Raw genomic sequence first — 12695 nt, 5'->3', positions numbered from 1 at the left:
GGGCAGTACATGACACATCACTGAACTCGCCAAAGTATCCAAGGAGGGTATCACCCCACGTACTCCTATCCCAGCCGTACGCAGTGCGTCCCCAGCCCTCCACTACAAGTACCATACATCCCGAGCCAACTGGGGGCGAAGGCTCACCAAAGAAACAACCAGGAATATGATGAACATCTACTCACCTTCCTCTCACCCTATGAGTCGTAGGCTTGCCCTCACGCTCGGACTCCTGCTGGCTCTCCTCCTCTCCCTCCCCTCCCACGCACAAGACGGGCGCAGCAAGGTGCCAATCAACCGTACCATCAGTGGCTTCACCCTTGGGGTTACAACGCCTGCAGAGGCACGGGCAATCATCCAACGACAGGGCGGAAAGATAATTCTAGAAGACGGCACTCACGCTGGAAGTAAAGATGCAAGCTATATTGTCACGGGACTTAACTATGCAAGGCGCCCCACACAGACTGTCTATATGTTTTTCTATAAGGGGCATCTGCGGAGTATATTCTTTATCTTCAGTGATTTGGATGTACTAGAACAGATAGAGTCCGAATTAGAGGATAAATATGGAACGATAACAGAGGGTGTGGGAACGTCCAAAATGAAAAGTAAAGTCGTTTTTGATGCCTTTACCACTTTAGAGGTAGTTCGCAACTTTGAATATGAGGGACATAGTATGTTCAAGGATGCTTATATTGCCTATACAGATGTGGAACTTGGTCTAGCTCGTTTGGCAGAGAAAGAGAGTGAGATCTAGTAGACTTGGAGTGGGACTTTTGCCCGCTCCAGCCCTCCCGTGAGGGGCTGTAGCCTTTCGCCCATTAGGTCGGATGTTGGAGTCGAGAGGGGAAGAGCTAGATAGGTGGGGCATTGCTCCGTGTCTACATGCGCCCCATCGCCTTTCTTGTACGCAGACGATCTCGGATAGGAGTAGGTGGAAAAGGCTACCTTTGTCGAGAGGGAGGGGAGCGCACCCTTCGTAGGTGTCTCCCTACCTTTTGCGATAGAGGAGGGGCGCATCGTGTCCGTGTGCCAAGTGGTGTGCTGTGTATCCCCATTCCTTCCCACCTCCCTCTCTACAAGATTAGAGCCCGCAGGGGATGAGACTCTATAGTGAGATACAGCAATGAATAAGAGACGCTATCAAAACCTCTTCTCCTCGCTAGGCCCAAGGATCGTCCTAGCCCTGAGCCTAGCCCTAGGTCTCTTCCTTGCTCCTAATATCCAAGCCCAAATAAAGCAGAGTAAGGTTCCCATCGAGCGTACGATCCTCGGCTGCACCCTCGGGGTATCTACCCCTAAACAAGTGGTGGAGATTGTCCAAAAACTAGGTGGAGAGATCATCCAAAACTACTATTCCCCTCAGCCTGCACGATACACCGTGAGCTACATAGCTACGGGGCTTATGTATGAGGGTAGTGCTACACGGAGGGTCTTGTTTCAGTTCTACAGAGGGCAGTTGGTATTTGTCTCCTTGACCATTGTGGAGCAGCAGGAGCTCAATCGTATAGAGCGTCTATTGGTGGGTAAGTATGGGGTGATGGGGAAAAGCCAAGATGCCTCCCCCATCGTCACGATGAAGCAAATACAAGATGCTCATACGGGGCTATGGATAATCAAGAATTACAGCACCAAGAGTCATCAGGTATTTAAGGATGGGACGATTGGTTATGCCGATCGAGCGCTGAGCCAAGCTCAGAGAGCGGAGAGCGCAGGAGACCTCTAGTCTCAGTCCGATAGGAGGGGGGGGCTTCCCCCTCCTATATAGAGACTTAACGAGGAGAATACCTAGGATTGGGTATTGACAATGAGGAGGGAATGGTGTAATATTGCATGTCTGCATCGGGCAGACTCTTAATACATCATTAACTCATCATGGAACAGAACCAAAAGACCCCAGAGAGGACGTCCTCTCTCCCCTCCGAATGTACCACCATCATCGTTGGCCCCGAGATGATGGCCGATGGCTCGAGGATCGTAGCTCGTAGCGAAGACTGGAATGCCATGCTCGCTAAGAACCTCGAGCTCTACCCCGATACCGCTATGGGTGCCGAGCGCTTTGTCGCTCTGGATAGCCCCTTCCGTTGCGAACTCCCACGAGAGGCCTTGGGCTACTCCGCCCTCGCCCCCTATCACCTGCGTGGCCACTGGGGCAGTGCGGGCTTCAATACCGCTGGGGTCGGGATGAGCGCCACAGAGAGCATCTTCAGTAGCGACCGAGCACTAGAGGCTGACCCCCTCGTCGAGAATGGGGTAGCAGAGAACTCTGTCTTCAACATCGTCCTACCCTACATCCGCTCTGCCCGCGAAGGGGTGCTTCGCCTAGGGGCACTGATCGAGGAGCATGGCATCGCCGAGGGCTTCGGGGTGGGCTTCGTGGACAGCCACGAGACCTGGTACCTAGAGACTGCCTCGGGACACCGCTGGCTCGCCTGTCGTATCCCCGAGGATCAGTACTTCGTCACGGGGAATCAGAGTCGCTTCAGACGCTACGACCCGAAGGATCCCGAGCACTACTTAGCCAGTGCAGACCTCATCGAGCACGCTATACAGCACGGGCTGTATGACCCAGCTAAGGGAGACTTTGACTTCCACGAGGCCTATATCCGTGATGTGGCGCTGGACACGACGTACAACTATCCTCGGGTCTGGGGACTCCAGGCGATGCTGAGCCCCTCGATCCACAATGACGTCACCCGCAATACCTTCCCCGTCTTTGCCCGAGCAGAGCATCCTCTGGAGATGGATGACCTGCGCCGAGTCTTCCGCTTCCACTATCAGGGTACGGAGCATGATCCCTATCTGCATGCCAACCCTCGGGAGCCTTACCGCCCTGTCTCCATCTTCCGCACAACGCAGACGCATATCCTGCAGGTTCGCCCCGAGCTACCGCAGGCCATCGGACGTATAAACTATGTCGCCCTTGGGATGGCCGACCTTGGGGTCTTCCTACCTCTCTATCAGGGGATCACATCTTATCCCGAGGCCTACACCAAGGGGACGAACCACTCCAGCCACGACTCGGCCTACTGGAAGTTCCGCAAGGTACAGGCTCTAGGGATGGTGAACTACAACCGCTATGCCCCCCTGATCCAGGAGACCTATGCCCGCTTCGAGGCAGAGACCGATGCCCGCCAGCGGGAGATGGAGCAGCGCTACCTAGCCGTCTATGAGAGCCAGCCCTACTATGCGGCAGAGCTCCTACAGAGCTTCTCGGATCAGATCCTGCTCAAGGCACTGCAGGTAACGGATGAGCTGATCGAGACCCTCTTTACCCGCCTCACGGAGGATATCCAGGAGGAATATCTCTTCCACGGCGCTTAATCGCCTATCGCCCTCGGGAGGTATCCTCCTAGAGCCGAGGGAGAGCCCACAAGTGAAGTGAGGGGCAGGACGAAGTTATCTACTTCGTCCTGCCCCTCACTCTTATAAAGGTACCCTCCTCTGCGGTGTGGTTGGGGTGGGATCTGCGGGCAAGGGCTAGCGCAGGTGCATGTCCTGACGCCTAAGGCTGTGGTCGGGATAGAGGGTGGGGAGCTGAGGCTTGGGCTTCTCACTCCCCCGGTCAAAGTGGTAGGAGACCCCGAGGCTGATATTCCATAGGGAGTAGTGTAGCTCCTTGGTCTGCTGGTGTAGACGCTGGCGGTAGTACTCTTGTACCCGTTCACCGAGACCAAAGGGAGCCTTTGCCCTTAGGCTGACCGCTAGCTGTCCTTCTAGGAACTGCTTTTGCACCCCGAGCTGGATAAGGGGATCACTCGTCCTACGTCTCCCGAAGAGGAAGCGGGGGCTGTGGTAGGAGGCACTGAGGTCGAAGAGCCACCCCTCCCGTAGGCTGTAGGAGAGCTCTCCACCGCCCCTTACCTCCCAGCCCATACTACTTCGTCCCCGCGTCTGTGGGCGGAAGGTGGGATCTAGCAGATAGGCAGCGTAGGTGAGTCCAGCGTAGAGCTTGACCCCGAGCCGATCACTGAGGAAGCGGCTACGATAGCTCAGGGTCAGGTCGGAGAGATGTCCGCTCCCGACGTTGGCGAAGGCGAGGAGGTCGGTAGATGGCTCCATGAGCTGGGCCGCGATGAGCTGTGCCTGATGGCGATAGGAGGCCGATAGGCTGAGGGCATGTCCCCCGAAGGCCTTGGCTAGACTAAGCTGTACGAGGTCGGTGCTCTGCGGACATAGGTTAGGCTGTCCCATCACCTGCTCCAGCTCATGTAGGTAGTAGGGACTCGGGGAGAGGAGCTCGGCGGAGGGATGCTCCACATAGCGTGTATAGCCTAGGCGCCCCGTGTAGCCCCAGCGGGTGTAGCGTAGGGCAAGCGATGGGAGCGGGGTCACGTACTGCCTCTGAGCTCCTAGTCCGTAGTGTCCCCACTGCACCCCTAGCGTGAGTGTGGCAGATAGGTCTGTCGATAGCTGGAGCTGATCCTCGGCTAGGAGACGGAGCTGTGTGCTCTGATAGCGTCCCCCCAGCCCATGCAGACGACTCCTCTGCTCCTGCTGGCTGAGGGTGAAGGTCAGGTCGTGCAGTCTACTGAGGAGCTCCACACCCCGCTGCTCATAGACGAGGTCGGTAGCGATGGAGAGGTCCCCGAGGCTGTACCTATGATCGCTCAGGTCGGCGAAGGTATTCCCCTGCACCCAGCCCCGAGTCTTCACGAGGAGTCGCTGGGTAGGGGTGGGGCGATAGGCTAGGAGGAGGTTAAGCTCCAGCGACCCCTCCTGCTCAGAGAGATTCCCCTCACGGGCGCTCATGGGCTGGATGAGCCTGCTCTGGGAGCGTAGTTGCCTTCCCCCAAGGCGTAGGGAGCCCGTACCCTGTAGCTCTGGGCTCAGGTAGATATTGACCAGCCCCCCTAGGGCGAGGCTTAGAGAGCGATCCTCGTTGCTCTGGCGGAGGACTTCCCGCTCACCTTGGTACAGATGTGTCTCGGGGTAGAGGTGGCTATAGCTGACTGCGGAGAAGAGCCTTAGGTCAAAGCGCTGTGTGTAGAGTGATAGACTCGGGTGTAGCCGATACTCGGGACGTAGTACCCCAGCAGAGGCTAAGAGATCCCCCCGCAGGGTAGTCGTCGTCTCTCGTCGGAGGGTGATATAGACGGCTCCCCCCTCTCCCTCGGTCTGTGTGTCCCGATAGCGTACCTCTACTTGGTCTAGGTCGGAGGCAGCTAGGCTACGGATGAAGCCCATGCTGGCCGGGACTTCGTTGACGTAGATCGGGGCTAGACTCGTCGCTCCGATGAGACAGACGCCCTCGTCTGTGAGGAGGAGCCCTGGTAGACGTCTCAGGGCTTGGTCTGCCTTAGCCCCCTGGGGTAGGCTGGTGGGAGAGACCCGATAGCTCTCCGAGGTGGGGCTACTGCTCCCCCGCTGGTCACGGAGTACCTCCACACCGGGGAGGGTGCGTAGGGGAAGCCTTAGGGTATGGCTCTGCTCCTTCGTCTCCTCGGTAGAGATATTGGCCTCTAGGGTAGCATAGCCCTTGCCCCAAGCCCATAGGTGTGCCTGGGTGCAACCCTGAGGAGCCTTCGTCGTGAAGAGTCCCTCTCGGTCGGTGTAGCCCGTGACGACGAGTGTATCGGCGAAGGCAATGCGGAGAGCAATGGAGTCCAATGCCTTGCCCGAGGGAGATAGGATGCGGAGCGTAAGGGGAGTCTGAGCTGCTACGTACTGTACGGATAGGGCAGCTAAGGCAAGCCCTATGAGCCAGGTGGCGGTGTACCTAGGTATACTCATGTGTGTCGTAATATATAGTGTAGGAGGTATGTACTAGTCGTTACCTAGCACAAAGATCGAAAGAATTATCCAAATAGCCCTCCCACAGCGAGATCTTCTACTCATCCCCCCACTACTACCCACCTCGGGGGGGACGAAAGTAGGCAAGCCCCATCCCTCATCTTCCCAAGACGCTGAGCGTCTCTGGGGGGTGAGGAATGGGGCTTGGCGAAATAGGCGGGGTGTCGATGCCCCGTGCTACTTATGTAGCTTGTAGTTGTGCACCCTTAGATCGGTGATACTACTGCGGAAGGTACCTACCTCGTCAAGAGGGAAGACCAGCGTACGCATGTAGAACATACGCCCCCTAGTGCGTGAGCGATAGACAATGGGCTCGAAGCGATCGGGGGACTCGTACAGCTTGTCTAGGCGAAGGGCATCAGCATCAGGAGTCTCGGCATAGAGGAGCATTCGGCTGAGGTGCTCCCGACGCTTGCCATCCACGTAGAGGGTGAGGCTGTTATTGTCGCCCTCGATGGAGATGGTGACCTTGCCCTCCTTGGGGAGGGTGTAGTCGAAGGTGTCGAGGTAGCCATCACGAGCGAAGCCTAGTCGTCCGTGACGAGGGTCGGCGAGGTAGAAGGTAGCGTTGCGTGAGCGAAGGAGTACCGTCCCCCGAGCTTCCTCACGTGCGTCGATGGTGAAGGTGACGCTGTAGTCATAGCCGATCTCGGGGACAGCCTCACCGAGGTGTCCACTGCCCGAGGGTAGGCTGGAGCGGTGCAGTACCTCTCGCTGGCCACCTTGCCATCGGGCGAGCTCGTTCACACCTGGGGCTTCGCTAAGCACCAGACGGCGCTGCTCCATCTCCTCGTAGGGGATGCTCGTGCCAGAGCCCGTCCACATCTTGAGTGCCATGTAGTGTAGGGCAGGCATGATGCGATGGTGAATATCCTTGACAGAGATCCCGTTGCCGTAGTGGTCGTTCCATACGGAGAACATCCCACCGAGCAGTGCAGGATCGCCCTCGGGCAGAGTGACAGCGGAGCTCACGACAGCAGGCGTCCACTTGGCGTGTAGGTAGCGGGTGTCGAGGTAGTCCTGATAGTAGCCTGCAGCAGGTACGATGTAGGTGTAGGAGTCGGGTGTGCTGACGAGCTTTGCCCCTGCCTCCTTAGTGGCGATGGGGTCTACGAAGTCTCGTGACCAAGTGAGTACGACAGCTTGGTCGAGCTTGACAGGGGTCTTGCCATAGGCATGGCGGAGTGCTCCCCATAGATAGGCCTGCTTGCCGAAGCTCTCTACATAGCGGATATAGCGGTCGGTGAAGTAGCGGAACTTCTCACGGAGCTCTTCTGTGGCATTGCTGTACTCGTCCGTACCGATGTTGATATGCTTGCTACGGAAGACGGGGTTCTTCCCTCCTAGGTACTCCTTGAGTAGGGCATCGATGAAGGTGTAGGTCTCTTCCTTGAAGATGTCGAGGTGATCGGCACCATGCTCCTTGCTTGCCAGCTCAGGACGATAGTGGGTGAAGGCAAGTGTATGGGCTGGGATGTCGATCTCGGGGATGATGTCCACGAAGATACGCTCGGCCTGCTTCTGTAGGTCGATGAACTCAGCCTTGGAGTACGAAGCACCCTTAGGGGCAAGGCCAGGGAAGGTGGTGCTCTCTAGGCGGAAGGCCGCGGAGGTCTTCGCCCAGTCGTTGCCGAAGTAGACCTTGAAGCCATTGTCATTCAGGTGAAGCTGCAGGGTGTTCATCTTGTAGTATGCGAGTACTCGGATGAGTCGCTGTAGGTAGTCCATCGGGATGTACTTACGACCTACGTCCAGCATCAGTCCACGTAGGGCATACTGAGGCTTGTCGATGGTCGTCCCGCAGGGGATCATCTGGTCTTCATCCTGCTCGGAGAGCTGGAGGAGGGTACGTGTACCCCAGTAGAGGCCTTGGGTATGAGTGGCCTCTAGGACAGCGTCCTCGCCGACCATTAGGCGATAGCCCTCCTTACCTAGGTTGTGCTTATCCTCCGAGGACTTGACGAGGCGTAGGAGGAGGTCACCTTTGTTGCGAGGCTCCTTGCCGATCTGGATCTTGCGCCCAAACATCTCTGCGTAGTCCTTCGCCAGCTCTTCGGCTACAGCCTTCACCTCACGGCTGGAGGAGCCGAGGACGATACGGGTAGGGCGATAGGTACCCCGCCCTCCTGTCCAGGAGGTGAGCTCTGGGATGACAAAGGGCTTGGGGTTGATGGGGACGTCGCTATTGTCCTGTGCTCTTAGCCCCACGGATGGGAGGAGCAGGGTGAGCAGGAGCAGGGGAATGCGTAGCCAAGCTTGCTTCATAATGATAGGGAGTGGATTAAGTATAGGGATGATTAGGGAGCGTCCCGCTCTGTGTCCACCTCTGATGAGGAGGGTGGGAGAGGGATGCTTCGTGATGTGAGTGCGACTAATGTGTATCGGTCATGTATGAGGGGCATGTGGGCGTGCGTTCGGGGCATACGAGGGGAGGATAAGATGCTGGGGTGGCAGTACTCGCTCGCCTAACCCTTCGTCTGGCTGGGGAGCGCTCTGCGCAGACGAGCCACAGGTAGGTGGAGCTGCTCCCGATACTTGGCTACTGTACGGCGGGCGATCGGGTAGCCCCGCTCACTGAGGAGCTCGGTCAGTCGCTCATCGGAGTAGGGGGCACGCTTGTCCTCGCCCTCGATGAGCTCGGTGAGTACCTTCTTGATCTCTCGAGTGGAGATGCTCTCCCCCTCGTCGTTGAGCATCCCTTCGCCGAAGAAGTACTTGAGCATATAGACCCCGAAGTCTGTCTGTACAGACTTGCTGTTGCTCACTCGGGAGATGGTACTGATGTCGAGCCCTGTCGCCTCGGCTATATCCCGGAGGATCATCGGGCGCAGATCCGAGACCTCCCCCGAGAGGAAGAAGGCTCGCTGATGGGCGACAATGGCTGCCATGGTCGTGCGGAGGGTATGCTGGCGCTGCTGGAGGGCATCGATGAACCACCGTGCCTGCTCGACCTTGTGCTTGAGGAAGGTCATAGCCTCACGACTCTGACGGCTCTCCTTAGCCCGAACCTTGTTCTCCTCCAGCATCCTGAGGTAGGTAGGGCTAAGGCGCAGGGCGGGTATCTCACGCTCCTCGGTCAGGAAGATGAGGAGTTCACCCCCACGCTCGGTGACGATGAAGTCGGGGGTGAAGTGTGCTAGACGTCCCTCTGCTCCGTCGCTGAGCCCATTGCCAGGCTTGGGGTTGAGGTGGCTGATATAGTCGTAGAGCTCGGCGAGCTGGGTCTCGTCAATGGATAGGGCGGAGCGGAGCTTGTCGAAGCGCTTGTTCACGAAGTCCTCGTAGTGCTGCCCTAGGACGAGCTCTGCCCGCTGGCGTAGCTCTCCAGCTGGGAGTCGCTTGATCTGCAGTAGGAGAGCCTCCTGTAGGTCTCGTGCTCCGACGCCTGCGGGGTCAAGGGTCTTGATCAGCTCGATCAAGTGGGTGAGCTCCGTGGCGGTGACGTCAAGACCCGCCTTGAAGAGCAAGTCATCCTGTATCTCCTCCACCGTACGGGTGAGGTAGCCATCCTCGCTGATATTGCCTATGATGTAGCGTGCTACCTCACGCGTCCGATCGGTCAGTGGGGTAGCTAGCTCGAGCTGGCTCAGTAGGAGTTCGTCAAGCGAAGGCGCACCGGCGGCGAAGGGGATCTCCTCACGGAAGGACTGACGCTCCTGTAGCTCCCGGAGCTTGTAGTCGGGGATGTCGTCCTCGCTGGCATACTCTCCTAGCTCCCAGTCTTGGTCGCTCGAGCCGTCCTCGTGCTCCTCGGGGGAATCTTCGCTGGTGGAGGCCTCGTCGTAGTTCTCCTCTAGGGCGGGGTTCTCCTCTAGTTCGTGCTCTATACGAGCCTCTAGCTCGAGCCCCGTGAGCTCCAGCATCTTGATAGCTTGGATCTGTGCGGGGGTGAGGGAGAAGCTCTGCTCGGTCTTCTGCTGCTGTGTGAGCTTGCTCATCTAGTCGTCTATCTCGGGGCGTCTGTCTCGGGGATGGGGCTAGTCGTCGTTGTGGTCGTATGTCCAGACGACCTCCTGACCGTGTATGCGCAGGACTTCCTTGCGGGCTAGGGCGAAGAAGTAGTCGCTGAGGCGGTTCATGAAGCGTAGGACATTGGGCTCTAGTGGAGTCTCACTGTTGAGCCGGTAGATGACTCGCTCGGCTCTACGACAGACAGTACGACAGACGTGCGCTGCTGCTGTGATCGCACCGCCCGAGGGGAGGATGAAGGCCTTCAGCGGTGGCACCATCCCATCCAGGCGGTCTATCTCCCGCTCTATCTTGGCCACGGCGCGCTCTGTGACGGCAGTGACGGCATGGAGCTCGTCCTGGGTCGTATCGGTGGCGAGGTAGCCCCCGACGGAGAAGAGCTTGTGCTGGAGCCAGTAGAGGAACTGCTCATCGGGCTCCTCCAGCTGATGAGCCAGCAGGACACCGACGAATGAGTTGAGCTCATCCACCGTGCCGTAGCACTCTAGGCGGATGTCGTACTTGGGGACACGCTGTCCCCCGACCAGAGAGGTGCGACCCTTGTCGCCTCCCTTGGTGTAGAGTTTGGACTTCTCTGTATCCATAGTGATCGTTGCTGTTGGTAGGTGAGTGGGGCGCTCCTAGGGCTCTAGGAGGTACATGGGGGAGGCGGTGGTACGTCGGAGGGCGGTCAGGCTGAGGTCCTTCCCCACACGGATACCCTCGGCGAAGAGGCGAGCCTCGATGCTCTTCCAGCACAGGTCGGGGTGGTTATTGTCCTTGCTGAGGTGGCAGAGCCATACGTTCTTCATCCCCGGGTGGTAGGTACGGGCGAGGAGCTCGGCAGCCTCGTCGTTGGAGAGGTGGCCGAGGGGGCTGGAGACCCGCTCCTTCAGGAAGTCGGGGTAGCTCCCCGTGCGGAGCATCTCTCGGTCGTAGTTCGCCTCCAGCACGACGTGGGTGGCACGGCTGATATACTCCTCGATGTGCTCGGTCGGGTGTCCGACATCTGTCGCTAGGGTGAAGGCGAAGTCCCCCTTGGTGATATGATACCCGACATTCTCCGCACTATCATGCGGTACGGGGAAGGCCTCGATGGTGAAGCCCGCTACCTCAAAGGGGGTGAACGTCTCGATGTCCCTACGTGATGCGCCTATCGGGTCTAGGACGAAGCGACTGGTGCTGATACTGCGATGGACAGGAGCCGTGGCATAGACGGGGAGGTGGTAGACCCCACCGATGACACCGATCGTACGTATATGATCGGCATGGTCATGAGTCACTATTGTACCCTGGATGTGTCCACTGTCGAGGGTGATGCCCTCGGCCTTGAGCGTCTTGGTGATGGTGCGGATGGGGATACCTGCGTCTATCAGTAGTCCCCCTTCCTCGTCGCCTAGGTAGTAGCAGTTCCCACTGCTCCCACTGGCCAAGCTCATAAATCTTATCACGGCCTTCTCTCTCCTTATATCCGTTTACTAATGTCTATATATCAGGGGTACTCTACTCCCAGCTTCGTCGCTCGGCTCTAGGGTCAGCTCCCCACGTAGTGAGTGCCCCATCTGCCGCTTGACCTCCTCGGTGCTGTAGCCACGGCCTAGGAGGTACATCAGCTTAGTTAGCGCTGACTCGGTGGTGCAGTCCCGACCGCTGATGAGCCCGATCTCCTGCAGTAGGAGTCCTGTCTCGTAGCGTTGCATCTCCACGTAGCCCGTGACGCACTGAGTGACATTGACGATCACGATGTCCCGGGCGACCGCCTTACGCAGGGCCTCTAGGAACCATGGGGTCATCGGGGCATTCCCACTGCCGAAGGTCTCTAGTACGACTCCCTTGAGCGTCGGGATGCCGAGTATGGCCTCTACGACCTCACGGGTGATACCGGGGAAGAGCTTCAGTATGGCTACATGTGGGTCGAAGGTTTTGTTCACTGCCAGGGGGATCCCTTCGCTGCGGGAGATCGATCTCTCGTGGTAACGGATGTCGATACCAGCGTAGGCGAGGTGGGGATAGTTGAACGACTCGAAGGCGCTGAACTGGTCAGCACTGATCTTGCTCGTTCGATTGCCCCGCATCAGGTAGTTCTCGAAGAAGAGGGAGACCTCCGGTACCCGAGGCCGCCCCCGCTCATCCCGTGCTGCTGCGATCTCGATGGCTGTGATTAGGTTCTCCTTGCCGTCCGTACGGAGCCTCCCGACAGGGAGCTGAGAGCCCGTGAAGACGATGGGCTTGTCTAGCCCCTCGAAGACGAAGCTGAGTGCCGAGGCGGTATAGGCCATCGTGTCGGTGCCGTGCAGGATCACGAAGCCGTCGTAGCGGTGATAGTTCTCCTCGATGATCGAGGCCAGTCGCACCCAGTCCTCGGGGGTGATGGCAGAGGAGTCTAGGGGAGGGTTAAACTCTACGATGGAGATGTCGCACCCCAGGCGACGTAGCTCGGGGACGTTATCCTTGAGGTAGTTGAAGTCAAAGGGCTCAAGCACCCCCGTAGAGGGGTTCTCTACCATACCGATGGTACCGCCTGTGTAGACCAGGAGGATAGATACACGATTCTCAGCCATACCTGTAGTGTCGTTAGCGCGTTTGGGGAGCGTGTGTGATCCGCCACGACAGATACCACGCCCTAATGTAGTCGTTACTCTAGCAAAGATAACAATAATAGGGGGGAATTAGGTGAGGACAAGGTAAGGGGCAACAGCCGAATAGTTAGGAGGCAGATAGGGGAAACCGAGGGCGAGTCCCCCGAGCTCGTTATAGGGGGCTCGGGAGGCTCTCCCCGAGGGTGCCACTCCGCCCTTAGTGAGAGCGCTCAAACGCTCCTATAAAGAACGCCTCCGTCACCTTACATAGGTGACGGAGGCGTTCATACCGAGAGCGTCTCTACGCTCTCGGTATGAGCGTTTTTCCCCTTTAGCTATAAGGGCTGTAGAGGGGTTGGGGGCCTTCTCTTGCCC

9 protein-coding genes are annotated in these 12695 nt (G+C 58.0%); 3 read left to right on the top strand and 6 right to left on the bottom strand.

Annotated elements, in window-relative coordinates; translation table 11 throughout:
• Nucleotides 1-166 precede the first annotated feature (166 nt).
• The 3 genes from QZ170_RS06495 (at nucleotide 167) to QZ170_RS06485 (ending at nucleotide 3324) form a co-directional block, all read left to right on the top strand.
• Nucleotides 167-757, top strand: a complete 591-nt coding sequence (locus QZ170_RS06495) for a hypothetical protein (RefSeq protein ID WP_297178881.1) — start codon at nucleotides 167-169, stop codon at nucleotides 755-757.
• A gap of 369 nt (nucleotides 758-1126) precedes the next feature.
• A complete protein-coding gene (locus tag QZ170_RS06490) occupies nucleotides 1127-1726 on the top strand; it encodes a hypothetical protein (RefSeq protein ID WP_297178878.1) in 600 nt (199 codons plus the stop codon).
• A gap of 149 nt (nucleotides 1727-1875) precedes the next feature.
• Nucleotides 1876-3324, top strand: a complete 1449-nt coding sequence (locus QZ170_RS06485) for a C69 family dipeptidase (RefSeq protein ID WP_297178874.1) — start codon at nucleotides 1876-1878, stop codon at nucleotides 3322-3324.
• A 156-nt stretch (nucleotides 3325-3480) separates the two neighbouring features.
• Here QZ170_RS06485 and QZ170_RS06480 read toward each other — a convergent pair whose 3' ends face one another.
• The 6 genes from QZ170_RS06480 to QZ170_RS06455 form a co-directional block, all read right to left on the bottom strand.
• Nucleotides 3481-5733: an outer membrane beta-barrel protein gene (locus QZ170_RS06480; RefSeq protein ID WP_297178872.1), complete on the bottom strand. Its 2253-nt coding sequence runs from the start codon at nucleotides 5731-5733 to the stop codon at nucleotides 3481-3483.
• Nucleotides 5734-5970: 237 nt separating this feature from the next.
• Nucleotides 5971-8058 carry a family 20 glycosylhydrolase gene (locus QZ170_RS06475; RefSeq protein ID WP_297178869.1) on the bottom strand — a complete coding sequence of 696 codons (2088 nt, stop codon included), beginning with the start codon at nucleotides 8056-8058 and terminating at the stop codon, nucleotides 5971-5973.
• Between the two features lie 200 nt (nucleotides 8059-8258).
• Nucleotides 8259-9731, bottom strand: coding sequence for an RNA polymerase factor sigma-54 (rpoN, locus tag QZ170_RS06470; protein ID WP_297178867.1), 1473 nt, complete (start codon nucleotides 9729-9731; stop codon nucleotides 8259-8261).
• Between the two features lie 39 nt (nucleotides 9732-9770).
• The gene (locus QZ170_RS06465) at nucleotides 9771-10346 is read right to left on the bottom strand and encodes a cob(I)yrinic acid a,c-diamide adenosyltransferase (RefSeq protein ID WP_297178865.1); all 576 of its coding nucleotides are present in this window, start codon (nucleotides 10344-10346) and stop codon (nucleotides 9771-9773) included.
• A 36-nt stretch (nucleotides 10347-10382) separates the two neighbouring features.
• Nucleotides 10383-11180: an MBL fold metallo-hydrolase gene (locus tag QZ170_RS06460; protein WP_297178862.1), complete on the bottom strand. Its 798-nt coding sequence runs from the start codon at nucleotides 11178-11180 to the stop codon at nucleotides 10383-10385.
• Nucleotides 11181-11219: 39 nt separating this feature from the next.
• Nucleotides 11220-12302 (bottom strand): type I asparaginase, encoded by a 1083-nt coding sequence (locus tag QZ170_RS06455; protein WP_297178859.1) that lies wholly within the window; start codon nucleotides 12300-12302, stop codon nucleotides 11220-11222.
• Nucleotides 12303-12695: the final 393 nt, after the last annotated feature.

Origin of the sequence: uncultured Porphyromonas sp., assembly GCF_905372525.1 — a bacterium.
Lineage (GTDB): Bacteria > Bacteroidota > Bacteroidia > Bacteroidales > Porphyromonadaceae > Porphyromonas.
The sequence above is the reverse complement of the archived record's forward strand: the minus strand, read 5'-3'. Positions and strand labels throughout refer to the sequence as shown.

Excerpts from the sequence above, each read along its gene's own strand:
- QZ170_RS06495 (WP_297178881.1), top strand. The coding sequence starts at position 167 with ATGATGAACATCTACTCACCTTCCTCTCACCCTATGAGTCGTAGGCTT.
- QZ170_RS06490 (WP_297178878.1), top strand. The coding sequence starts at position 1,127 with ATGAATAAGAGACGCTATCAAAACCTCTTCTCCTCGCTAGGCCCAAGG.
- QZ170_RS06485 (WP_297178874.1), top strand. The coding sequence starts at position 1,876 with ATGGAACAGAACCAAAAGACCCCAGAGAGGACGTCCTCTCTCCCCTCC.
- QZ170_RS06480 (WP_297178872.1), bottom strand. The coding sequence starts at position 5,733 with ATGAGTATACCTAGGTACACCGCCACCTGGCTCATAGGGCTTGCCTTA.
- QZ170_RS06475 (WP_297178869.1), bottom strand. The coding sequence starts at position 8,058 with ATGAAGCAAGCTTGGCTACGCATTCCCCTGCTCCTGCTCACCCTGCTC.
- rpoN (WP_297178867.1), bottom strand. The coding sequence starts at position 9,731 with ATGAGCAAGCTCACACAGCAGCAGAAGACCGAGCAGAGCTTCTCCCTC.
- QZ170_RS06465 (WP_297178865.1), bottom strand. The coding sequence starts at position 10,346 with ATGGATACAGAGAAGTCCAAACTCTACACCAAGGGAGGCGACAAGGGT.
- QZ170_RS06460 (WP_297178862.1), bottom strand. The coding sequence starts at position 11,180 with ATGAGCTTGGCCAGTGGGAGCAGTGGGAACTGCTACTACCTAGGCGAC.
- QZ170_RS06455 (WP_297178859.1), bottom strand. The coding sequence starts at position 12,302 with ATGGCTGAGAATCGTGTATCTATCCTCCTGGTCTACACAGGCGGTACC.